This is a genomic window from Rathayibacter sp. VKM Ac-2754 (genome assembly GCF_009807095.1).
In the GTDB taxonomy this organism is placed as follows: domain Bacteria; phylum Actinomycetota; class Actinomycetes; order Actinomycetales; family Microbacteriaceae; genus Rathayibacter.
In genome coordinates this window covers 43,076-65,743 of sequence record NZ_WUCC01000014.1, presented here as the reverse complement: position 1 = coordinate 65,743, position 22,668 = coordinate 43,076, and the positions used below count along the sequence as shown (strand labels likewise).

Here is a 22,668-nt window from a genome sequence, read left to right as displayed (position 1 = left end):
CGCTGGCTGCGGGGTGCTCACGCGACCTGGAAGAACCAGATCTGGTGCATCCGGTAGACCATCACGGCGACCGAGAGGCAGACCACGCCCAGGATCACCGTGCTCCACCGGCTGCGCTCGATCAGCGCCCAGAAGCCCGCAGCGAGCGGCAGGAGCAGCGCCGAGATCAGGTAGATGTAGTACTCGGGCAGGCTGCCGGACGGGCTGTTGCCCACCTGCGGCGACACGATCGCCACGGCGAGCTGGACGATGAGCAGCAGCTCGACGATCGCGGTCGCCCCGACCGAGATGTCGGAGGGGCGCCGGTTGAACAGTCCGAGGATCAGGCAGAGCAGCCCGGCGACGACGGCGACGCCGACCTGGAGGGTGGTGAACCAGTCGATCACGGTGCGACCGCCCGGGTCTGCTCGGTGGGGAAGTTGACGACGCTCTTCAGCTGCTGCCCGCGGCGCTCCGCGAGGCCGATCAGCCGGTCGGAGGGGTCGACCGCGGCGAGCAGTCCGGTCGCGGTGAGCGCCTCCTCCGTGGCGGCGATCCGCTTGCCGTTCGCCAGATCGACGGCGGCCCCGGCGTCGAGGTGCAGGAGCGGGAACAGCTCGCCCGCGACCGCGGTGGGGGTGAGGAGGGCCGAGGCCACGTCGAGCTCGTCGATGTCGCCCGCCTGCGCGACCGAGAAGGGGCCCACGGTGGTGCGGCGCAGCACGGTCAGGTGCCCGCCCACTCCGAGGGCGGCGCCGAGATCGCGCGCGAGGGCGCGGATGTAGGTGCCCGACGAGCAGTCGATGCGCACGTCGAGGTCGAGGAAGCCGTCGACCTCGCGACGGGCGAGGATCTCGAAGGAGCTGACGGTGACGGGGCGGGCGGCGAGGACGACCTCCTCGCCGTCGCGGGCGCGGGCGTAGGCGCGGCGGCCGTCGACCTTGATGGCGCTGACCGAGCTGGGCACCTGCTCGATCGCGCCCGTGAGGCCGGCGACGACCTCGTCGACCGCCTCCGGAGTGATCGCGGCGACCAGACCGGCCTCGGCGGTCGCGAGCGTCTCGCCCTCGCGGTCGTCGGTGCTGGTCGAGGCGCCGAGGCGGATCGTCGCCTCGTACTGCTTGTCGAGCCCGACCAGGTAGGTGAGGAGCCTGGTCGAGGGCCCGAGGCCGAGGATCATCAGCCCGGTCGCCATCGGATCGAGCGTGCCGGCGTGCCCGACCTTGCGCGTGCCCGCACGGCGACGCGTCCGGGCGACGAGGTCGTGACTCGTGATGCCCCCGGGCTTGTCGAGCAGGAGGATCCCGTTCGGAGACGTCGCAGAACTACCGGGGGTCTCGAGCACGGGTGCGAGGATACACGCGCCGTTCGGGAGTCGGCCCGGCGCCAGCAGGCCGGACGCACAGGCGGTCGATGCACCCGTCCTAGGCTGTCCGGATGAGGATCGCAGTACTCGGAGCCGGCGCCGTCGGGGGCACCATCGCCGCGCTCCTGGACCGTGCAGGACACGACGTCGAGGTGACCGCTCGAGGCGCCCATCTGACGGCGATCCGCCGCTCCGGCGTCCGCCTCGACGGCGCCTGGGGCGAGCACACCGCCTGGGTCCGCAGCGGCGAGACGCTCGACCTCGTCCCCGACATCGCCTTCGTCTGCACCAAGGCGCAGGACGCCGAGGACGCGCTGCGGGCGAACCGGCGCACGGTCGACGGCACGCTCGTGGTCGTCGTGCAGAACGGGCTGGACGGGCTGCAGGCCGCTGCCCGCCAGGTCCGCGACGCCCGACTGGTCGGCGCTCTCGCGCTGTTCGCCGCGAGTCACCTCGAACCCGGCCGGGTGAGCGTCACGGCGCCCGCGACCACGACCCTCGGGGTGCCCGGCCGTCCGGCCGACGACGACGTGCGCCGAGCCGCCGCGATCCTCGGCGAGGCGATCCCGACGGCGACGACCGACGACTTCCTCGGCGCGCAGTGGACGAAGCTGCTCATCAACGAGGTGAACGCCCTGCCGGCGATCACGGGGCTGTCGGTGCAGGAGACGATCGCGGATGCGGCGCTCCGTCGCCTCCTCGCCCGGGCGATGAAGGAGGCGGCCCGCATCGGGATCGCGTCGGGCGTGCGCTTCGGTGCTCTCCAGGGTCTCTCCGACGCTGCGGTCCGCGCCCTCGCGGTCGCCCCGCTCCCGGTCGTCGAGCTCCTGCCGCGGCGGATGGCCTCCCGGATGGGCGACGTGCCCAACCCCGGCTCGACCCTGCAGAGCGTGCGCCGCGGAGTCCCGAGCGAGATCGACCACCTCGCGGGTGCGGTCGTCCGCACCGCGCACCGGCTGGGCCGCGAGGCACCGGTCAACGAGCTGCTGGTGCAGCTGGTCCACGAGGTGGAGCGGGCGGGGGCGTTCCTGCCGCCGGCCGAGGTCGCCCGCCGCGCCTCGGCGCTCTAGCGGCGCCGTTCGCTCGGCGCGGGTCGGCTCAGCACGGCGCGGGTCGGCTCAGCACGGCACGGGTCGTCTCAGCGGGATCGGCTCAGGCGGGTCGGCTCAGCACGAGTCGGCGAAGACGCGACGCGGGTGCTCGGGGTCGCGGATGTCGACGAGGACGGGCGCCAGGCGGCGCGGATCCGTGCTCGCGCGGTACGCCTCGTCGACCGGCGGCTCCTGCGTGTCGAGCCGGATGCTCAGGTTCCACGCCCCGCGGATCTCGGGCCGCAGCGCGAACTCCCCGTCGACGAGGAGGACGGCGTCGCGACCAGCGGTCCGCCACTTGGGCTGACGCGGCTCGTCGCGCACGGCGTCGAAGCCGGCCAGGACGAACCCGGTGCTCCCACCCATCTTGAAAGGGCCGATGAGCACCCGCCGCAGCAGCTCGTAGTCGTAGCGCCCCAGGTACGCGCGCTGCGCCTCCGGAAGATCCGCATCCTCGCGGTCGGCGCGCGACCGCTGGAAGTCGGTGAGGTGCGCGACCATCGCGTCGTGGCCGGCCCGGCGGATCGCCTCGGCGAGCTCGAGGGCGAACGCGGCGCTGATCTCGGGGTCGTCCCCGTCGATGCCGACCGCGACGCGGCCCCGCCCGTAGTTGTGCAGCACCTCCGCCGCGAGCGCGTCGAGGACATCGGCCTTCTGGGGAGCCCACTGGGTCATCCGACCACGATACGCGCCACCCCTTAGGGTGAGCCGATGCCCACAGGATTCGCGCCCGCGATCGTCGACTGGTTCCGCACCAGCGCCCGTGACCTCCCCTGGCGCCGCGACGGGTTCCCGGCCTGGGGCACGCTCGTGAGCGAGTTCATGCTCCAGCAGACCCCGGTCGTCCGCGTGATCCCGCGTCTCGAGGAGTGGCTCGAGCGCTGGCCGACGCCCGCCGATCTGGCCGCCGTCCCTCCCGGCGAGGCGGTGCGGGCCTGGCAGTCCCTCGGCTACCCGCGGCGAGCACTCCGGCTGCACGCCTGCGCCACCGCGATCGCCGAGGAGCACGGCAACGTCGTCCCCGACGACGTCGACACCCTCCTCGCGCTGCCCGGGATCGGCGACTACACCGCCCGCGCCATCGCGGTCTTCGCCTACGGCCGACGCCATCCGGTCGTCGACACGAACGTGCGTCGCGTGATCGCCCGCGCGGTCGACGGAGTCGCGGAGGCGGGCCCGCCGCGCGCCAAGCCGGATCTCGCCGCGATGGACGCGCTGCTGCCCGACGGCCTCGAGGACGCCGCCGCCTTCAACGCCGGGATGATGGAGCTCGGAGCGATCGAGTGCACCTCTCGCGCCCCGCGCTGCGACAGCTGCCCGATCCGCGACTCCTGCCGCTGGCGCGCCGCCGGCTACCCCGCTTACGACGGCCCGGTGAAGGCCCGACAGAAGACGTTCGAGGGCTCCGACCGCCAAGTGCGGGGTCTGATCCTCGCCGAGCTGCGGGCGTCGCACCACCCTGTCACGGCCGCCGAGATCGACTCCGTCTGGCCCGACGGCGAGCAGCGTTCCCGAGCCCTCGCCGGCCTGCTCGCCGACGGCCTCGCGGTCGGCGATCCGGTCGCCGGCTACCTGCTCCCCCACTCCTGACCGCCCTGTCGGACGTGCCGGGTAGCGTGGCGCCGTGACCGATCGCCGCCTCCGCCTCCCCCGCCCCGATGACGACGTCGCCGGGGCTCTCGCCGCCCTGCGCAGCGACCTGCCGGCCGAGTTCCCCGCGGCCGCCCTCGCCGAGGCCGAGGAGGCGGATCGTCTCGCCGACGACGCCGGCCGCCTCGACCTCACCGCGATCCCGTTCGTCACCATCGACCCGCCCGGCTCCCTCGACCTCGACCAGGCTCTGCACCTCGAGACCACCGCCGACGGCGTCGTCCTCCGCTACGCGATCGCCGACGTCCCCGCGGTCGTCCGCCCCGGGGGCGCGCTCGACGCCGAGACCCGCCGCCGCGGCCAGACCTACTACCTCCCCGACGGGCGGATCCCCCTGCACCCGGCGGTCCTCTCCGAGGGCACCGCCTCGCTCCTCCCCGGGCAGTCGCGCCGAGCGCTCGTCTGGACGATCGCCCTCGACTCCCGCGTCGAGCCCCGCGCGGTCCGCCTCGAGCGCGCGCTCGTGCGCAGCACCGCCCGCCTCGACTACGGAGGCGTGCAGCGCGACGTCGACGCCGACCGGATGCATCCGTCGATCGCGCTGCTGCCCTGGTTCGGCCGCGAGCGCCTCGCGCGCGAGGCCGAGCGCGGAGGAGCGAGCCTGACCCTCCCCGAGGAGGAGATCGTCGCCGTCGACGGCGGCTACCGCGTCGAGCGCCGCGCACCGCTCGCCGTCGAGGGCTGGAACGCGCAGGTGTCGCTCCTCACCGGCATGGCCGCCGCGACGCTGATGGTCGACGCTCGCATCGGGATCCTCCGCACGATGCCCGCCGCCGACCCCTCGACCGTCGCCGCGTTCCGGGCCCGCGCCGAGGCGCTCGGCACCCCGTGGGCGCTCGAGGAGCCCTACGGCGCCTACCTCCGCCGCCTCGACACCACCGACCCGCGCCGGCTCGCCATCATGTACGCCGCCGCCTCGCTGTTCCGCGGAGCCGGTTACACCGCCTTCGACGGCACCGTTCCCGAGGAGCCCCGGCAGGCCGCCCTCGCCGCCCCCTACGCCCACGTGACCGCACCGCTGCGCCGCCTCGTCGACCGCTTCGGGCTCGCGGTCTGCCTCGCGATCTCCTCCGGCGCCGAGATCCCCTCCGGGCTCCGCGCCGCCCTGCCCGAGATCCCGCCTCTGATGGCCGCGAGCGACCGTCGGGCAGGAGCCGCGAACCGGGCGGCGACCTCCATCGTCGAAGCGGCGATCCTCCGGGGCCACGAGGGGTCGAGCTTCGAGGGCGTCGTCGTCCAGTCCGCGAGGACCCGTTCCTCCGTGCAGCTCCTCGACCCCGAGATCACCGTCGACGTGCAGGCCCCCCTCACGCCGGGAGCCCGTGTCGCCGTCGACCTGGTCTCGGTCGACGTCGCCACGGGCTCCGCAGTCTTCAGGCTCAGCGCCTAGTCCTCGTCGTCGTCCTCACGGGGCTTCACGTACGGATCGGCGTCGCCCGCGTAGTCGGCCTTCGCCGCCAGCGTCTGCACCTGCGAGTCCTGGTTGCGCGCCGCGGCGAGGAGATCCTCGATGTGCTTCGCGTTCTCGGGGACCGCGTCGAGGATGAACTCGAGCGACGGCGTCAGACGCGACGTGATGTTCTTGCCCACCTCGGTGCGCAGCATCCCGGTCGCCGCCTTCAGAGCAGCGGCCGAGTCGGTGCGCTCCTCGTCGGTGCCGTAGACCGTGTAGAACACGGAGGCGTGCTGGAGGTCGCCGGTCACCTGCACATCGGTGATGGTGACGAAGCCGAGCCGCGGGTCGCGGAGTCCGCGCTCGAGCCGCTTGGCGACGATCACCTGAATCCGTTCGGCGAGCTTCCTCGCCCGTGCCGGATCTGCCATAGCTGGTCCTCACATCTCTCTCGACGCGCCTCTCGGCTCGTCATCTCATCATTGCCGTACTGAGTGCTCGAGTGGCAGTGGCTTCTGCGAGCCGGCCGGAGCGGGTGGGGTGCCTCGTCACGGCTCCCTCCCGAGCGCCTGCGGCGCTCCCGCCAGACCCGAGCCAGGAGCCGCGACGAGGCACCCCACCCGCTCCTCCCCTCGTAAGGAGGGAAGCGAGTGGTCGACTCTCAGGTCTGGTGGGTGGAGGTCTTCTCGTCGCCGCGCCCGGCTCGGGTCTGGCGGGCGCCCGTAGGGCGCGGGATGGCGCGGCGACGAGAAGACCTCCGCCCGCCCCTCCAGAAGCGATCGTTCCGGTACAAGCGGAAGCCCGCCGGGGAAGGCAGAAGGCCCGGGCGGACCCGGGCCTTCTGGGGAGTCGGGATCAGCCTCGCGGCTTCTCCTTCATCTCGATCGTCTCGATCTCGTCGCCGATCTGGATGTCGTTGTACTTTCCGAGACCGATACCGGCCTCGTAGTCCGTACGGACCTCCGTGACGTCGTCCTTGAAGCGACGCAGCGACTCGATGGCGAGGTTGTCGCCGACGACGACGCCATCGCGGATGACGCGCGCCTTCGAGTTGCGGGTGATCGTGCCGGAGCGGACGATGACACCCGCGATGTTGCCGAACTTGGAGGAGCGGAACACCTCGCGGATCTCGGCGACACCCGACTGGACCTCTTCGAACTCGGGCTTGAGCATGCCCTTGAGCGAGTTCTCGACCTCTTCGATCGCGTTGTAGATGACCGAGTAGAAGCGGATGTCCACTCCCTCTCGAGCAGCGCGCTCGCGGGCCTTCGGGTCGGGGCGGACGTTGAAGCCCACGATGATCGCGTTGTCGATCGTCGCGAGGTTGACGTCCGACTCCGTGATCGCACCGACACCGCGGTGGATGATGCGCAGCTGCACCGAGTCGTCGACCTCGATCTTGACGAGCGACTCCTCCAGCGCCTCGACGGCACCGGACACGTCGCCCTTGATGATGAGGTTGAGCGACTCGACCTTGCCCTCCTCGAGAGCGCGGGTGAAGTCCTCGAGCGAGATGCGCTTGCGGGCCTTGGCCAGCAGGGCGTTGCGCTGAGCGGCTTCGCGCTTCTCGGCGATCTGGCGCGCGGTGCGGTCCTCCTCGGTGACGAGGAAGGTGTCGCCGGCGCGGGGCACGGACGAGAGTCCCTGCACCTGCACCGGTCGCGACGGCACGGCCTCGAGGACGGCGACGCCGTTCTCGTCGGCCATCGCGCGGACGCGGCCGTAGGCCGTTCCCGCGACGATCGCGTCGCCGACGCGCAGCGTTCCCGACTGGATGAGCACGGTCGCGACCGCGCCGCGTCCCTTGTCGAGCTTCGCCTCGATCGCGACTCCGCGTGCCTCCTTGTTCGGGTTGGCGCGCAGGTCGAGACCGGCGTCCGCGGTGAGCAGCACGGCGTCCAGGAGGTCCTGGATGCCCGTGTTGGCTCGCGCCGACACGTCGACGAACATGACGTCTCCGCCGTACTCCTCGGCGACCAGACCGAACTCGGTGAGCTGCTGGCGCACCTTGGCCGGGTTGGCGTCGGGCTTGTCCACCTTGTTGACCGCGACCACGATCGGCACGTTGGCCGCCTGGGCGTGGTTCAGCGCCTCGATGGTCTGCGGCATGATGCCGTCGTCCGCCGCGACCACGAGGATCGCGATGTCCGTGACCTGGGCACCGCGGGCTCGCATGGCGGTGAACGCCTCGTGACCCGGGGTGTCGATGAAGGTGATCGGGCGCTCGATGCCCTCGTGCTCCGCGACGACCTGGTACGCACCGATGTGCTGCGTGATGCCGCCCGCCTCGCCGGCGACGACGTTGGCGTTGCGGATCGCGTCGAGCAGGCGCGTCTTTCCGTGGTCGACGTGACCCATGACGGTGACGACGGGGGGACGGATCTCGAGGTCCTCGTCCGTCTCGTCGTCGAGCTCCTGCTCGAGGTCGAGACCGAAGCCCTCGAGGAGCTCCTTGTCCTCGTCCTCGGGCGAGACGACCTGGATCTTGAAGCCGAGCTCTCCACCGAGCACCTCGAAGGTCGCCTCGTCGAGCGACTCGGTCGCCGTCGCCATCTCGCCGAGGGCGAAGAGGACGGTGACCAGGTTGCCGGGGGGCACCGGCACGCCGGTCATGGCCTCGATCTTGTCGGCGAAGTCCGAGATGGACGCGCCACGGCGCAGACGGATGACCGTCTTGCCGTCGCCGCGGGGAACGCTGACGCCGCCGAGCGACGGAGCCTCCCTGAGCTCGAACTCCTGACGCTTCGTGCGCTTGGACTTCCGGGCCTTGCTCTTGCCGCCACCGCGACCGAACGCACCGGCGGTGCCACCACCGGGGCCGCGACCGCGACCGCCGCCGCCACCGGGGCGAGGGGCGAAGCCGCCGCCTGCACCGGGGCGCCGCCGGGCGTTTGCTGAAGCCGCCGCCGGCCAGGCGACGCGGGCCGCCAGGACGACCAGCTCCGCCGCCACCAGGACCGCCGGGACGCTGGCCGAAGCCTGCGGGACGCTGGCCCATGCCGGGTCACCGGGGCGCAGGGCGCCAGGGGCGGGGTGCGGCAGGGCGGGGATGCTGCGGGTGAGCGAGCCCATCCCCTGCGAGCTCGCGAAGGGGTTGTTGCCGGGGCGGGGAGCAGCGGGACGCTGGCCCATGCCCTGGTTGCTCGCGAACGGGTTGTTGCCGGGGCGGGGTGCGCCACCGGGTCGGCTGGAGCCGCCCGCGCCGCCGGAGCGGGGGGTGTTCGCCGCGGGAGCCGGGCGAGGAGTCGCCGGCTTCGGCCCACCGGGGGTGGGTCCGCCTGCGGGCTTCTCCCGCCGCGGGGGCGGAGGGGGCCTCGGCGGCCAGGAGCCTCGGCGGCGCGGCGGCGGCCAGGCCGCCGGGCCGGAGCCTCGGCAGGCGCGCGCTGGCGGCGTCCTGGGCACGCTGGGCGGCCGGCCTCCTGCACTTCACCTGGGCGGCGAGCTGACGCTCGGCGACCGACATCGGAGGAGCCGGCGCCGGAGCGGGCGGCTTCGCCGGGCCGGGAGTCGGCGCGGAGGGTCGTGCACCCGAGGGGCGCGGGGCGCCGGGGCGCGCAGTACTGGTGGCCGCCGGGGTCGACGACGTGCCGCCTGCGCTGGCACCGGCCTGGCCCTGGAGGGCCTGGCGGAGCTTGCGGGCGACGGGGGGCTCGATGCTCGAGGACGGTCCCTTGACGAACTCGCCCAGTTCCTTCAGCTTCGCAAGTGCGACCTTGCTATCGACACCGAGTTCCGATGCGATCTCGTGTACGCGTGGTTTTGCCACTTCTCTCCTGTCTTGGGCCTGCACCCAAGACGGGGGCAGGCGTCACGAACGGACGGGTCTCATTTCGAGCCGCTCATCAGTCTTCGCTCATGATCAGTTCACGGGCCGTTCTGCCTGTTCTCTATGGTGTGATCGTGCGCTGCGTCGGGTCCTCCGGATGAGGAGCCCGAGCCGGTCGGATCGCGGGTGAGGTACTGCTCGAGGTCGCTCGCGTCCACGCTCTCGCGTGTCCGGAACGCCCTGCTGAACGCCCGGCGCTTGACCGCGCGTTCGTAGCAGTCCTTCGTCGGATGCAGCCACGCTCCCCTGCCCACGGCGACGGCCCGCGGATCGACCGCGAGGACATCGGAATGGGAGACGATCCTCAGAAGAGAGGATCGGGGGGCGCGCAGACGGCAGCCGACGCACGTTCTGACGGGTTCCACCTTACTCCCTCGTTCCGAGGAGCGCCTCCCCGCGACGCCGACGCTCCGGAGTCACTCCCCGTCCATCACCGAATCGGGCTGGATGTCGATCTTCGCGCCGGTGAGCTTCGCGGCAAGTCGGGCGTTCTGACCCTCCTTGCCGATCGCGAGCGAGAGCTGGTAGTCGGGCACGAGGGCGCGGACGGCCTTGAGGCTCTGGTCGATCACGAAGGCACTGGTCACCTTGGCCGGCGACAGCGCGCTCGCGACGAACGTCGGCAGATCGGAGGAGTAGTCGACGATGTCGATCTTCTCGTTGTTCAGCTCGGCGGTGACGGCGCGCACGCGCTGCCCGAGCTCGCCGATGCAGGCGCCCTTCGCGTTCACTCCGGGCTCGGTCGCGCGGACCGCGATCTTGGTCCGGTGGCCGGCCTCGCGGGCGAGCGAGACGATCTCGACGACTCCGGAGGCGATCTCGGGCACCTCGAGTGCGAACAGCTTGCGCACGAGCGACGGGTGGGTGCGCGAGACCTGGACCGACGGGCCCTTGGGCCCGCGGCCGACGCTCGTCACGTACACGCGGATGCGCCGGCCGTGGCTGTAGTCCTCGCCGGGCACCTGCTCCTCGGGGGCGAGGATCGCCTCGATCGAGCCGAGGTCGACGTGGATCATCTTCGGGTTCGGACCCTGCTGGATGACTCCGGCGACGATGTCGCCCTCACGGCCCTTGAACTCGCCGAGGACCTTCTCGTCGCCGATGTCGCGCAGGCGCTGGTTGATGACCTGCTTGGCGGCGAAGGCGGCGATGCGGCCGAAGTCGCGCGGCGAGTCCTCGGACTCGCCGATCACGGCGCCCTCCTCGTCGAGCTCGGGGACGAAGACCGTGACGTGCCCGGTCTTGCGGTCGAGGTGCACGCGCGCGTCGACCGCGGTCGCCTTGTCGGCGTCGTCGGCCTGTCCGATGTGCTTGAGATAGGCGGTGAGGATCGCCTGCTCGATGATCTGCACGAGTTCCTCGAAGGGGATCTCGCGCTCGCGCTCCAGGAGGCGCAGAACGCTCAGGTCGATGTCCACGGGCGGGCCTTTCTCTCTATTAACTTGGCGTCGCGGATGCGCGACCTCGTCGAAGTCCGGTCCGACGTCAGGCGGTGCGGCGGCCTCGGGGGGAGCCGCTCCCGCGCGTCGGAACCATTGATCCTACCCGAACGAGTCGACGACGGCTCCGCCTCGGGGGCTCCCCGGCCCTCAGGCTCCGAGGCGGGCGAGGGCCTCGGCGGACGGCAGCTGCTCGCGCTCCCCCGTGCGGCGGTCCCACAGCTCGACGATGCCGTCGGGAGCGCCGCGGCCCGCGATCACGATGACCGGGACTCCGATCAGCTCGGCGTCGCCGAACTTGACGCCGGGCGAGACCTTCGGACGGTCGTCGATCAGCACGTCGCGGCCCGCCGCCTCGAGAGCGGCACCGACCGACTCGGCCAGGGCGAGCGCCGACGGGTCCTTGCCCGTCGCGATGACGTGGACGTCGAAGGGCGAGACGTTCTCGGGCCAGATCAGGCCGCGGTCGTCGTGGTTGCTCTCGGCGATGATCGCGAGGATGCGGGTGACGCCGATGCCGTAGGAGCCCATCGTGACGGTGACGAGCTTGCCGTTCTCGTCGAGCACCTTCAGGCCGAGCACGTCGGCGTACTTGCGGCCGAGCTGGAAGACGTGGCCGATCTCCATGCCGCGGGCGGTCTCGATCGGGCCGGAGCCGTCGGGCGCCGGGTCGCCGGCGCGCACCTCCGCGACCTCGACCACTCCGTCGGGCGTGAAGTCGCGACCGGCGACGAGATCGAGCACGTGCTGGCCCGAGGTGTTCGCTCCGGTGATCCACGCAGTGCCGTCGACCACGCGGGGGTCGACCAGGTAGCGGATGCCGGTCGAGGACTCCTCGCCGAGCACCGCTCCGTCGGCCGACCAGGGACCGATGTAGCCCTTCACGAGACCGGGGTGCTTCGCGAAGTCGGCCTCCGTCGCCGCCTCGACCTCGGCGGGCGCGAAGGCGACCTCGGCGCGCTTGAGGTCGACGTCGCGGTCGCCGGGCAGCCCGATGATGACGAGCTCGCGCGTGCCGTCGAGCGCCGTGAGGGCGAGCACGACGTTCTTGAGGGTGTCGGCGGCGGTCCAGGCACGCCCGTCCTCGCGGGGCTGCTGAGCGTTCGCGAGGTCGACGAGGGTCTGGATCGTCGGGGTGTCCGGCGAGTCGAAGACGCGCGCCGCGGCGAGTCCCTCGATCGGCAGCGCGTCGGGCACCGGAGTCCGGTAGGCCTCGACGTTGGCCGCGTAGCCGCCGGCCGAGCGGACGAAGGTGTCCTCGCCGACAGGGGTGGGGTGCAGGAACTCCTCGCTGCGCGAGCCGCCCATCGCGCCGGCGTCGGCCTGCACGATGACGTACTCGAGGCCGAAGCGACGGAAGATCCGCTCGTAGGCGTCGCGCTGCAGCTGGTAGCTCGCGTCGAGGCCGGCATCGGTGTAGTCGAAGGAGTAGGCGTCCTTCATCGTGAACTCGCGGCCGCGCAGGAGGCCGGCACGGGGGCGCGCCTCGTCGCGGTACTTGTCCTGGATCTGGTAGATCGAGAGCGGCAGGTCCTTGTACGACGAGTACAGGTCCTTCACCAGGAGGGTGAAGAACTCCTCGTGCGTCGGCGCGAGCATGTAGTCCGCGTCCTTGCGGTCCTTCAGACGGAAGACGCCGTCGCCGTACTCGGTCCAGCGGCCCGACAGCTCGTAGGGCTCGCGGGGCAGCAGCGCCGGGAAGTGGACCTCCTGTGCGCCGGCCGCCTCCATCTCCTCGTGGATGATGCGCTCGATGCGGCGCTTCACGCGCAGCCCGAGGGGCAGCCAGGCGAAGACACCGGGCGCCTGGCGCCGGATGTAGCCGGCGCGGACCAGGAGGCGGTGGCTCGCGACCTCGGCGTCGGCCGGATCCTCTCGGAGGGTGCGGACGAACAGGTGCGAGAGACGGGTAACCACGAGGGACGATCCTATCCGGAGTCCTCGGGCGACCCGCTCCCGCCGCGGCTCAGTTGGCGACCGTGACGACCGGGGAACCGGTCGACGTGTCGTCTGCGGGCATCTCTGCGGCGAGGCGGTTGGCCTCCGCGATCAGCGTCGCGACGATCTCGGACTCGGGGACGGTCTTGACGACCTCGCCCTTGACGAAGATCTGGCCCTTGCCGTTGCCGGAGGCGACACCGAGGTCGGCATCGCGGGCCTCGCCCGGCCCGTTGACGACGCAGCCCATGACGGCGACGCGGAGGGGGACGGTCATGCCCTCGAGACCGGCGGTGACGTCGTTCGCGAGCGTGTAGACGTCGACCTGCGCGCGGCCGCAGCTCGGGCACGAGACGATCTCGAGCTTGCGCTCGCGGAGGTTCAGCGACTGCAGGATCTGAAGGCCGACCTTGACCTCCTGCGCGGGCGGGGCCGACAGCGACACGCGGATGGTGTCGCCGATGCCCTCGCCGAGGAGGATGCCGAACGCCGTCGCCGACTTGATCGTGCCCTGGAACTCGGGCCCCGCCTCCGTCACACCGAGGTGGAGCGGCCAGTCGCCGCGCTCGGCGAGCTGGCGGTACGCCTTGACCATGATGACCGGGTCGTTGTGCTTGACCGAGATCTTGAAGTCGTGGAAGTCGTGCTCCTCGAAGAGGCTCGCCTCCCAGACGGCGCTCTCGACGAGCGCCTCCGGGGTGGCCTTGCCGTACTTCTGCATGAGGCTCGGCTCGAGCGAGCCCGCGTTGACGCCGATGCGGATCGAGACGCCGGCGGCCTTCGCGGCGGCGGCGATCTTGCCCACCTGGTCGTCGAACTTGCGGATGTTGCCCGGGTTCACGCGGACGGCGGCGCAGCCCGCGTCGATCGCCGCGTAGACGTAGTTGGGCTGGAAGTGGATGTCGGCGATGACCGGGATCTGGCTCTTCTTCGCGATGATCGGAAGCGCCTCAGCATCGTCGCGGCTCGGCACCGCCACGCGGACGATGTCGCAGCCCGACGCCGTGAGCTCGGCGATCTGCTGGAGCGTCGCGTTGATGTTCGTCGTCGGCGTCGTGCACATGGACTGCACGCTCACCTGGGCGTCACCGCCCACGAGCACCTTGCCGACCTTGATCTGACGGGACTTGCGACGGGGAGCGAGGATCTCGGGGACCTTGGGCAAACCCAGATTGACTGCTGGCACGCCCACCATCGTACGCGCGCGCCACCGCCGTCCACCTCGGACCCTCTCTCCGTTCAGCGACCGGTCAGCCAGCGGAGCCGCGACCCGCCTCACCCTCCCTGCTGGTCGAGTAGCCCCTCAGGGGCGTATCGAGACCCACCGGCTTCAAGAGATGAGGCGTCTGACCGGGTCTTCTGAAGGAGGTGGATCTCGATACACCCGCTCCGCGGGCTACTCGATCAGCGAGCGTCGGGCCATGACGAGAGGGTCCCCATCCCTCAAGCCGACCCGTCCGCACCTCCGTACCAGAGACCGGCGACCACCTCGCACGCGAACGCGTGAATCGCGTTCCAGCGATTCGCGCTGGCCGAACGCACCACGCTCCACCCACGCGACCACCTCGACAAGCCGACCGCGGCACGCCGGGCGAGGACCGGCGTGCGAGCTAGAACAGCCGGATCGGGTTCACGATGTCCGCGTAGATGAGCAGCGCGCTCATCCCGCCGAGGATGATGACGACGACGTAGGTCAGCGGCAGCAGCCGGGCGATGTCGAAGGGCCCGGGGTCGCGCTTGCCGAAGAGCTTGGCGACGCGGCGGCGCAGGCCCTCCCAGAGCGCGCCGGCGATGTGCCCGCCGTCCATCGGCAGCAGCGGCACGAGGTTGAACACGAGCAGCGCCACGTTCAGCGAGGCGAGCACGCCCACCATCGTCTGCACCTTCGAGACGATCGGCAGCTGGTCGGAGGCGGCGATCTCGCCGGCGATGCGGCCCACGCCGACCACGCTGATCGGGCCGTTCGCGTCGCGCTCCTCGCTGCCGAAGGCGGCCTGCGCGACGTCGTAGAGCCGCTGCGGGAGGTTGAGGATCACGTTCGCGACGCTGGTGATGTTGGTCCACACCGTCTCGGGAACGGCGGTGATCGGCTGCTGTGCGAGGGCGCTGGTCGGCGAGATGCCGATGAAGCCGACGGTCTGCGTCTCGACGTCTCCGGAGGCGTCGGTCACGACGGCTCCGGACGCGTCCGTGACGGCGACCTCGTTCTCGACGGGGGTGATGGTCAGGGTGACGTCCCGGCCGTCGCGGTCGACGACCACGCTGAGCGGCGTGTTCGCCGACTCGCGGATGATCGGGGTGAGGTCGTCCCAGGACGAGACGGCGGTTCCGTCGATCGACTCGATGGTGTCGCCGGGGAGGATGCCGGCCTCGGCGCCCGGCGAGAGCGGGTCGTCGGGCGAGCAGGTCTCGGCACCTGTCGAGGACGCCGGGACCACGCACTGCGAGACCGTGGCGATGGTCGACGTGCTCTGCGCGACTCCGATGCCGCAGAGCAGCACGGTGAAGAGCACGGTCGCGATCACGAGGTTCATGAACGGGCCTCCGAACATGATGATCACGCGCTTCCACACCGGCAGGCGGTAGAAGGCGCGGTGCTCCTCGCCCTCGCCGATGGTCTCCGCGCTCGCGGCTCGCGCCTCGTCGATCATCGAGGGGCGGCTGCTGGATCGGATGTCGGCGGACTGCTGGCCGACGCCCTTGAACATGCCGACGGCCGACTCCGTGAGCGGGTCGCCCTCGTGCTTCGGCGGGTACATGCCGATCATCGCGATGTAGCCGCCGAGCGGGATCGCCTTGATCCCGTACTCCGTCTCTCCGCGCCGCCTCGAGAAGATCGTGGGGCCGAATCCGATCATGTACTGCGTGACCTTGACGCCGAAGAGCTTGGCGGGCAGGAGGTGGCCGACCTCGTGCAGCGCGATCGAGAGCGCGACGCCGACGGCGATGATGACGACGCCGAGGACGAAGAGCAGCACGGATTCCACTGGGTCACTGTAGGCCGGGCGTCGGACATCCCGCTGGGCTGCGGCTGGGCGTCGCCGATGAGTCGCGCGAACGGGGGGAAGCGAGCAGGAGAGCCGACCTCCATGCGCTCGCTTAGAGTTCGGTGGGCGAACGGTCGCCCTCCTCGAAGGAGCGACATGAAGACACTGCCGTCACTCGCCGCCGCCGGCGCGATCGTCCTCGCGCTCCTCGCGGCTCCGCTGACCGCCTCCGCAGCCGAGCCCGCCGAGATCCGAATCTCGGGTGAGATCACACTGCTCCGTGAGGACGGGACTCGCGACGAGACGACGCAGGTGTCGGTCCGGGCGTACACGCTGCACGGCGATGTCGTCGCCTCGTCCTACGGGCAGACGTTCTACGCCCTCAACGGGCTCGTCGAGGGCTCCTATCTGATCCAGGCCGAGACGGACGCCGCGGCGGCCACGTGGTACGGCCAGGCGTCACTGCGCAGCGGCGCCACCATCGTGTCGGCATCGACCGAGACCGCCGACATCGTCCTGCGTGCAGGAGGATCCGTCTCCGGGACCGCGGCGTTCGGCGGCCCGCTGCCGGCACAGCGTCCGGAGATCGTGATCACTCCCTACCTGTGGGACCCGGAGGCGGAGTCGTTCGAGCGGGTCCCCACCTCGGGCTGGGTCGACTACTCCACCGGCAGCGAACCGGGCTTCCGGATCGACCACCTCGCTCCCGGCCGGTACGCCCTCCGAGCGCAGCAGTGGTTCTCGGAGCCGAGCTACGGCGACCGCTGGTGGTCGGACGCGGCCGCCTCCGGAGACGCGACTCTGATCGACGTATCGGAAGGGGCGGACGTCTCCGGCATCGCCTTCCGGCTCCCGCCGTGGGTGTGGGACCAGCCGCGGATCGACGGCGGCGACCGCTACGACACGGCCACCCGGCTGACGCGCTCCACGTTCGGTGCGGGGGTGCCGGTGGTGTACGTCGCGAGCGGTGCGACCTGGCCGGACGCGCTGAGCGCCGGACCGGCCGCCTCGGCGCTCGGCGGGGCGCTCCTTCTGACCGATCCGGACGAGCTCCCGGAGACGGTAGCCGCCGAGCTCCGCCGTCTCCGACCGGAGCGCGTCGTGGTCGTCGGCAGCGACCGGACGGTCAGCGAGCAGGTCCTGCGCGCGATCCGGGACGCCTCGGCAGCCCCGACGACCCGGATCGGCGGAGTGGATCGCTACGACACGTCGCGGCTGATCGTCGACGACGTCTTCGACCGCGATCGCACCGCTCAGGTCTTCCTCGCCACCGGCAACTCCTACCCCGACGCGCTGAGCGTCGGCCCGATCGCCGGCCGCCGTCACGAGGCGGTGCTGCTGGTGGACGGCGCGCGGCAGTCCGCCGATACGTCGACGAGATCGCTGCTCGACCGTCTCGCCCCGGGGAAGGTGATCGCGCTCGGCGCCGACCCGTCGATCCGCCAGACGATCCTCGACTCCCTCTCGGGCGGTCCGTGGACCGTCGAGCGCATCGCCGGTCGGGACCGCTCCGAGACAAGCTTCGCGCTGAACGGCCGCTTCCCCTCCTCGTCCGAGTCCGTCTACGTCGTGAACGAGGCCGGCTTCGCCGATGCGCTGGCGGTCTCCACGGTCGCAGCGGCGGGCGGTGCGAACGTCGCCCTCACCCCATCGGACTGCCTCCGCACCGCGATCCCCGCCAGCGCGCGATCGAGCGGAGCGGACACCCTCGTCCTCGTCGGCGGCGAGGGGACCCTCGGTCCTCAGGTCCCCGCACAGCAGCCGTGCAGGAGCTGACGACCGTGAAGACGCCCCACCTCCTCACCGCCGCGATCACCGCGCTGGTCCTCGTCTCCGGCTCGATCGCCGTCGACGCCTCCGCGGAGGAGACCACTGCCACTCTCATCGTGACCGCGGACTACGTGACCGCGGACGGCAGCCCCGCCGAGGGCCCCGCCATGACGACGTTCCAGCTCTCCCCGGGCGACTCCGACGGCGTCGGCTGGGGAGGTCCGGGGGGCGCCTCGAGCGGGAGCGTCTTCGGAGGCACCACGAGCTTCTCCGTCCAGCCGGGCGCCTGGACAGTGCGTGCGTCGGCGGACGGCTGGGCGCACAGCTGGCTCGGCGGGACGCCGTTCGCCGAGTCGGCCGAGGTCGCGGTGCTCGCGGCCGGGGAGACGCGCACGTTCGTCGTCGAGCTCCGCCCCGGCGGCACCGTGTCCGGAGTCGTCGGCTCGAACGCGAGCGTCGACGCGTACCTGCAGGACCCGGCCACCGGCGACTGGGAGAGCATGAGCCGCGACGCGAACGCGGTCGTCGCCGATGGCCGCTACACCCTCGACTCTCTTCCGGCCGGTGAGTACGCCGTCCGCGCCGAGCGCGAGCCGGACGGGGAGGGCCGCCGCTTCTTCTCGGATCGGTACTGGAAGGACTCGCCGACACTCGCCGGAGCGACGACCGTCCGAGTCGATGCCGGCTCGACGACGACCGGCATCGACCTGCGGCTGCGCCCCTGGCAGTACTTCACGGACCGTGTCGCAGGCGCCGACCGCTACGACACTGCGGTCTCTGTGTCGAGATCCGCCTTCACCGCCCCGGTGCCCGTCCTCTATCTCGTCAGCGGGGCGAACTGGCCGGATGCGCTGAGCGCCGGACCCGCTGCCGCGCTGCAGGGCGGGGCGCTGCTGCTGACGGATCCGACGATCCTCCCCGACGTGGTCAGCGCGGAGATCCGCCGGCTGGCTCCCGAGCGGATCGTCGTAGTGGGCTCCTCCCTCTCGGTCTCCACCGGGGTGGAGGAACGGCTCCGCGAGCTCTCATCCGTGGTCGACAGGATCGGCGGTCGGGACCGCTACGAGACGTCCCGACTCGTCGTGGCGGACGCGTTCGGCGATCTCGAGGCCGACACCGTGTTCCTCGCCACGGGGACGAACTTCCCCGACGCGCTGTCGGTGGGCCCGGTCGCCGGGTACGCGGGCGACCCGGTGCTGCTCGTCGACGGCGCACAGAGCGCCCTCGACGCGCCGACCGAGGCCGCGTTGCGAGCGCGGTCACCGCTGGGCGTGCAGATCATCGGGAGCGAGTCGGCGATCTCGGCGGGCATCGCGGCGGACGTCGAGTCGGCCCTGCCCGACATCGACGTCCGCAGGGTCTCCGGCGGCGACAGGATCCGCACCAGCGTCGCGGTGAACCGCGGCAGCAACGGTGACCCGCTGAACGACACCGCCTACCTCGTCCGGGCCGACTCGTTCGCCGACGCACTCGGCTCGATCGCGGCGGCATCCGAGCTGCACCGGCGGATCTACCTGACCGACAGCGACTGCATCCGCCAGAGCGTCCTCGACGCCGCTCAGCAGCTCGGCATCGACCGCTTCGTGCTCCTCGGTGGCACCGGCACGCTCTCCTCCGCGGTAGCGGCGCTGTCGACGTGCGCGCCGTGACCGCGGGACGTCAGGCCGCGGCGATCCGCTCGTCCGCCGCGCGGCGCGCCCACGTCTCGGCGTCGGCCAGCGACTCCCGGGTCAGTGCGCCGTCGACGGTGTGCGCGTCGACCACGGCCTCGACCGTCTCGAGGATGCCGAGGTAGCCGATCCGTCCCGCGTGGAAGGCCTGCACGGCCTGCTCGTTCGCCGCGTTGAAGACGGCGGGGAACGACGCCCCCGCGACTCCGACGCGCTTGGCGAGCCGGACCGAGGGGAACGCCTCCTCGTCGAGGGGCTCGAACGTCCAGCTGTGCGACCGCGTCCAGTCGAGCGGCGCGCCGACGCCGGCGACGCGGTGCGGCCAGTCGAGGCCGAGCGAGATGGGGAGCCGCATGTCGGGCGGCGACGCCTGCGCGATGGTCGAGCCGTCGACGAACTCGACCATCGAGTGGATCACCGACTGCGGGTGCACCGTCACGTCGATCCGGTCGTAGGCCACGTCGAAGAGCAGGTGAGCCTCGATGACCTCGAGGCCCTTGTTGACGAGGGTGGACGAGTTGGTCGTGACCACGAGGCCCATGTCCCAGGTCGGATGCGCGAGCGCCTGCGCCGGAGTCACGTCGCGGAGCGAGGCGCGGTCGCGCCCGCGGAACGGCCCGCCCGAGGCGGTCAGCACGAGCCGGCGCACCTCGCGGTGCTCGCCCGCGAGCAGGGCCTGCGCGATGGCCGAGTGCTCGGAGTCGACCGGGACGATCTGCCCGGGCGCCGCGATCGAGGTGACGAGCTCGCCGCCCACGATCAGCGACTCCTTGTTGGCGAGCGCGAGCGTCCGCCCCTCCTCGAGAGCAGCGAGGGTCGGGCCGAGGCCCACGGAGCCGGTGATGCCGTTCAGCACGACGTCCGCCTCCACGCCGCGCACCAGCTGCTCGGCCTCGATCTCGCCGAAGGCCGTGTGCTCGACACCGAAGGCCGCGGCCTGCTCGGCGACGACGGCGCGGTTCGTCCCGGCCGAGAGCCCGACCACCTCGAAGCGGTCGCGGTTCGCGGCGATGACGTCGAGGGCCTGCGTGCCGATGGACCCGGTCGAGCCGAGGATGATGACCCTGCGCATCCGCCCATCCTGGCACGGAGCGCCCGCCCGCGACCGGGTCAGCTGACGGCGAGGACGTCGATCACGAAGACGAGCGTGTCGGTGCCGCTGATGCCCGCATCCGCATTGCCCGCGTCGCCGTAGCCCTGGGCGGGCGGGATGACGACGAGCACCTGCGAGCCGACCGTCTGACCGACCACCGCCTGCTTGAAGCCCTCGATCACGTCTCCGGTGCTGAACGACGCGGGAGTGCCGGTTCCCCAGCTCTGGTCGAAGACCGTGCCGGTGCCCCAGACGACGCCCTGGTACTGGACCACGAGCGAGTCGCCGTCGGCGACGACCTGGCCGTCGCCCTTCTTCAGCACCTCGAGCTGCAGGTCGGCGGGCGGGTCGGTCGCCGGGATCGTCACGGTCGGCGTGCCGTCCTCGGCGAGCGCCACCGTCGGCAGGCCGTCGACCGGAGGCTGCGGCTCCCCGGTCGCGGTCGACGGGATGATGCCCTCGACATCGATCACCATGACGATCGAGTCGGTCGCGGCGATGCCGAGGTCGGTGTTGCCGGCATCACCGAAGGCGTCGGCGGGAGGCACGACGGCGACGACGCGCGATCCCACGGTCGCGCAGTTGACGGCCTTGACGAGGCCCGCGAGGTACTTGTCGACGTCGACCGCGAACGCGGCGCGGCCACCGGAGGCGTAGCTGCTGGCCGAGAACTCGGCTCCGCTCGTCCCGTTGTAGAGGGTGTAGTCGACGAGGACGGTGTCGCCCTCGGCCACCTCTGCGCCCGTGCCCTCGATGGCGATCGAGCGCTCGGTCTCGTCCACCTCGATCGGGGTCGGGAACACGGTGACCGGCTTGGTCGCGAAGTCGCCACTGGTCTGCACAGCGCTCGTCGCATCTCCCTCCGCGACGCACGAGAGCGGAGTCGCCGAGGCGCTCGGGGACGCCTCCTCGGCGGCATCGGTGCAGGCGGTCAGGCCGAGGGTCGCGGCGACGACGGCCACGATCGCGAATGTTCTGCGCACAGCGCACCTTTCCTCTCCGGCGGAGCCGGCACGTACGGGGAGGAGACCATCCTGCGCGACCCTCCTATGGAGGGCCTGGATGCGGGAGACCCCCGGAGCGTCGGCACGGGGTCCTCCGATACCGCTCGCCTACCATGGCGGCATGCGTGAATTCTCGGTCCCCCAGTCCCGCGCGCTCGTCACCGAGCTCCCCGGCCCTCGCTCCGTCGCCCTGCAGGAGCGACGCGTCGCGAGCGTCTCGCGAGGCGCCGGCACCCTCGCGAACATCTACATGGACCACGCCTCGGGCGCCGTCCTGGTCGACGTCGACGGCAACCGCCACATCGATCTGGGCTGCGGCATCGGAGTCACGACCATCGGCCACGCGCACCCGGCCGTCGCTGCGGCCGCCGCCGCCCAGGCCGACAAGCTGACCCACACCCTCTTCACGGTGACGCCCTACGAGAACTACGTCCGCGTCGCCGAGAAGCTCGCCGAGATCACCCCCGGTGACTTCGAGAAGCACTCGATCCTCGTCAACTCGGGCGCCGAGGCGGTCGAGAACGCCGTCAAGATCGCCCGCAAGCACACGGGCCGCCGTGCCATCGCCTCCCTCGACCACGCCTTCCACGGCCGCACCAACCTGACCATGGCGATGACCTACCGCCCCTGGCCCGAGCGCGCCGGCATGGGCCCGTTCCCCGGCGAGATCTACAGCCTCCCGATGAGCTACCCGTTCCGCGACCCCGAGGGCATGACCGGAGCCGAGGCCGCCGAGCGCGCCATCGACTACATCCGCACCCACATCGGGGCGCAGGAGCTCGCGGCCCTCTTCGTCGAGCCGATCCAGGGCGACGGCGGCATCATCATCCCCGCGCCCGGCTACTTCGAGCGCCTCTCCGAGTTCTGCACCGAGAACGGCATCGTCTTCGTCGCCGACGAGATCCAGGCCGGGATCGCGCGCACCGGCACCTGGTACGCGATGGAGCACTTCGGAGTCGTCCCCGACCTCGTCACGACGGCCAAGGGCATCGCGGGCGGCTTCCCCCTCGCGGCGGTCACCGGCCGCGCCGAGATCATGGACGCCGTGCAGCCCGGCGGCATCGGCGGCACGTTCGGCGGCAACCCCGTCTCGACCGCCGCGGCCCTCGCCACGTTCGAGGCGATCGAGTCCGAGGGGCTCCTCGCCGAGGCGCAGCGCGTCGAGCGCGCTCTCTGGGCCCGCATCGGCGACTGGGCCGAGCGCTTCCCGGTCGTCGGCGAGGTGCGCGGCAAGGGCGCCATGTTCGGAGTCGAGCTCGTGCACCCCGGCACGAAGCGCCAGAATCCGGAGGCGCTCGCGGCGATCCTGAAGCACGCGACCACCCACGGCGTCATCGTGCTCGACGCCGGAAGCTGGGACAGCGTCCTGCGCATCATGCCCAGCGTCGTCATCAGCGACGAGCTGATCGACGACGCCGCGAGCGTCATCGAGGAGGCGCTCGCGACGCTGAGCTGACCGCAT

Annotated in this window: 17 protein-coding genes and 1 pseudogene; 6 read left to right on the top strand and 12 right to left on the bottom strand. The window is 71.7% G+C overall.

The window, feature by feature from the left end:
- Nucleotides 1-17: 17 nt before the first annotated feature.
- Together GRS92_RS17575 and truB are read right to left on the bottom strand one after the other, a co-directional pair.
- The gene (locus GRS92_RS17575; RefSeq protein ID WP_159859236.1) at nucleotides 18-386 is read right to left on the bottom strand and encodes a hypothetical protein; all 369 of its coding nucleotides are present in this window, start codon (nucleotides 384-386) and stop codon (nucleotides 18-20) included.
- Nucleotides 383-1,324: a tRNA pseudouridine(55) synthase TruB gene (truB, locus tag GRS92_RS17570; RefSeq protein ID WP_159859233.1), complete on the bottom strand. Its 942-nt coding sequence runs from the start codon at nucleotides 1,322-1,324 to the stop codon at nucleotides 383-385. Before truB ends, GRS92_RS17575 begins: the two co-directional genes overlap by 4 nt.
- Nucleotides 1,325-1,416: 92 nt before the next feature.
- Between truB and GRS92_RS17565 the strand changes: the two genes are divergently transcribed.
- Nucleotides 1,417-2,415 carry a ketopantoate reductase family protein gene (locus GRS92_RS17565; RefSeq protein WP_159859230.1) on the top strand — a complete coding sequence of 333 codons (999 nt, stop codon included), beginning with the start codon at nucleotides 1,417-1,419 and terminating at the stop codon, nucleotides 2,413-2,415.
- Between the two features lie 96 nt (nucleotides 2,416-2,511).
- Here the strand turns inward: GRS92_RS17565 and GRS92_RS17560 are convergent, their stop codons facing one another.
- Nucleotides 2,512-3,111: a hypothetical protein gene (locus GRS92_RS17560; RefSeq protein WP_159859227.1), complete on the bottom strand. Its 600-nt coding sequence runs from the start codon at nucleotides 3,109-3,111 to the stop codon at nucleotides 2,512-2,514.
- Between the two features lie 36 nt (nucleotides 3,112-3,147).
- Here GRS92_RS17560 and GRS92_RS17555 point away from each other — a divergent pair, with 36 nt between their 5' ends.
- A complete protein-coding gene (locus GRS92_RS17555) occupies nucleotides 3,148-4,026 on the top strand; it encodes an A/G-specific adenine glycosylase (RefSeq protein ID WP_159859224.1) in 879 nt (292 codons plus the stop codon).
- 34 nt (nucleotides 4,027-4,060) lie between these two features.
- Nucleotides 4,061-5,476 carry an RNB domain-containing ribonuclease gene (locus tag GRS92_RS17550; RefSeq protein WP_159859221.1) on the top strand — a complete coding sequence of 472 codons (1,416 nt, stop codon included), beginning with the start codon at nucleotides 4,061-4,063 and terminating at the stop codon, nucleotides 5,474-5,476.
- Here GRS92_RS17550 and rbfA read toward each other — a convergent pair.
- The 7 genes and pseudogenes from rbfA to GRS92_RS17515 form a co-directional block, all read right to left on the bottom strand.
- Nucleotides 5,473-5,910 carry a 30S ribosome-binding factor RbfA gene (gene rbfA, locus GRS92_RS17545; protein WP_159859219.1) on the bottom strand — a complete coding sequence of 146 codons (438 nt, stop codon included), beginning with the start codon at nucleotides 5,908-5,910 and terminating at the stop codon, nucleotides 5,473-5,475. The genes GRS92_RS17550 and rbfA overlap by 4 nt on opposite strands.
- A gap of 424 nt (nucleotides 5,911-6,334) precedes the next feature.
- Nucleotides 6,335-9,245: pseudogene (gene infB / locus GRS92_RS17540) on the bottom strand (translation initiation factor IF-2).
- A 98-nt stretch (nucleotides 9,246-9,343) separates the two neighbouring features.
- Nucleotides 9,344-9,670: a YlxR family protein gene (locus GRS92_RS17535; protein WP_159859216.1), complete on the bottom strand. Its 327-nt coding sequence runs from the start codon at nucleotides 9,668-9,670 to the stop codon at nucleotides 9,344-9,346.
- Between the two features lie 51 nt (nucleotides 9,671-9,721).
- Nucleotides 9,722-10,723 (bottom strand): transcription termination factor NusA, encoded by a 1,002-nt coding sequence (gene nusA / locus GRS92_RS17530; RefSeq protein ID WP_159859213.1) that lies wholly within the window; start codon nucleotides 10,721-10,723, stop codon nucleotides 9,722-9,724.
- Nucleotides 10,724-10,894: 171 nt separating this feature from the next.
- Nucleotides 10,895-12,661, bottom strand: a complete 1,767-nt coding sequence (locus GRS92_RS17525) for a proline--tRNA ligase (protein WP_159859210.1) — start codon at nucleotides 12,659-12,661, stop codon at nucleotides 10,895-10,897.
- Between the two features lie 49 nt (nucleotides 12,662-12,710).
- Nucleotides 12,711-13,868, bottom strand: coding sequence for a flavodoxin-dependent (E)-4-hydroxy-3-methylbut-2-enyl-diphosphate synthase (gene ispG, locus GRS92_RS17520; protein WP_204162089.1), 1,158 nt, complete (start codon nucleotides 13,866-13,868; stop codon nucleotides 12,711-12,713).
- A 424-nt stretch (nucleotides 13,869-14,292) separates the two neighbouring features.
- Entirely contained in the window at nucleotides 14,293-15,660 is a 1,368-nt protein-coding gene (locus GRS92_RS17515; protein ID WP_159859269.1) for a site-2 protease family protein, read from the bottom strand.
- A 165-nt stretch (nucleotides 15,661-15,825) separates the two neighbouring features.
- Between GRS92_RS17515 and GRS92_RS17510 the strand changes: the two genes are divergently transcribed.
- Nucleotides 15,826-17,445, top strand: coding sequence for a cell wall-binding repeat-containing protein (locus tag GRS92_RS17510; RefSeq protein ID WP_159859206.1), 1,620 nt, complete (start codon nucleotides 15,826-15,828; stop codon nucleotides 17,443-17,445).
- 5 nt (nucleotides 17,446-17,450) lie between these two features.
- Nucleotides 17,451-19,088 (top strand): cell wall-binding repeat-containing protein, encoded by a 1,638-nt coding sequence (locus tag GRS92_RS17505; protein WP_159859203.1) that lies wholly within the window; start codon nucleotides 17,451-17,453, stop codon nucleotides 19,086-19,088.
- Nucleotides 19,089-19,098: 10 nt separating this feature from the next.
- Here GRS92_RS17505 and GRS92_RS17500 read toward each other — a convergent pair whose 3' ends face one another.
- Both GRS92_RS17500 and GRS92_RS17495 read right to left on the bottom strand, forming a co-directional pair.
- On the bottom strand, nucleotides 19,099-20,181 hold the full coding sequence (locus tag GRS92_RS17500; protein WP_159859200.1) for a 1-deoxy-D-xylulose-5-phosphate reductoisomerase: 1,083 nt from the start codon (nucleotides 20,179-20,181) through the stop codon (nucleotides 19,099-19,101).
- Between the two features lie 38 nt (nucleotides 20,182-20,219).
- Complete coding sequence (locus GRS92_RS17495; RefSeq protein WP_159859197.1) at nucleotides 20,220-21,185, bottom strand: FKBP-type peptidyl-prolyl cis-trans isomerase; 966 nt, start codon at nucleotides 21,183-21,185, stop codon at nucleotides 20,220-20,222.
- A gap of 142 nt (nucleotides 21,186-21,327) precedes the next feature.
- Between GRS92_RS17495 and GRS92_RS17490 the strand changes: the two genes are divergently transcribed.
- A complete protein-coding gene (locus GRS92_RS17490) occupies nucleotides 21,328-22,662 on the top strand; it encodes an aminotransferase class III-fold pyridoxal phosphate-dependent enzyme (RefSeq protein ID WP_159859194.1) in 1,335 nt (444 codons plus the stop codon).
- Nucleotides 22,663-22,668 lie beyond the last annotated feature (6 nt).

Excerpts from the sequence above, each read along its gene's own strand:
- GRS92_RS17560 (WP_159859227.1), bottom strand. The coding sequence starts at position 3,111 with ATGACCCAGTGGGCTCCCCAGAAGGCCGATGTCCTCGACGCGCTCGCG.
- GRS92_RS17510 (WP_159859206.1), top strand. The coding sequence starts at position 15,826 with ATGAAGACACTGCCGTCACTCGCCGCCGCCGGCGCGATCGTCCTCGCG.
- GRS92_RS17555 (WP_159859224.1), top strand. The coding sequence starts at position 3,148 with ATGCCCACAGGATTCGCGCCCGCGATCGTCGACTGGTTCCGCACCAGC.
- GRS92_RS17490 (WP_159859194.1), top strand. The coding sequence starts at position 21,328 with ATGCGTGAATTCTCGGTCCCCCAGTCCCGCGCGCTCGTCACCGAGCTC.
- rbfA (WP_159859219.1), bottom strand. The coding sequence starts at position 5,910 with ATGGCAGATCCGGCACGGGCGAGGAAGCTCGCCGAACGGATTCAGGTG.
- GRS92_RS17565 (WP_159859230.1), top strand. The coding sequence starts at position 1,417 with ATGAGGATCGCAGTACTCGGAGCCGGCGCCGTCGGGGGCACCATCGCC.
- GRS92_RS17500 (WP_159859200.1), bottom strand. The coding sequence starts at position 20,181 with ATGCGCAGGGTCATCATCCTCGGCTCGACCGGGTCCATCGGCACGCAG.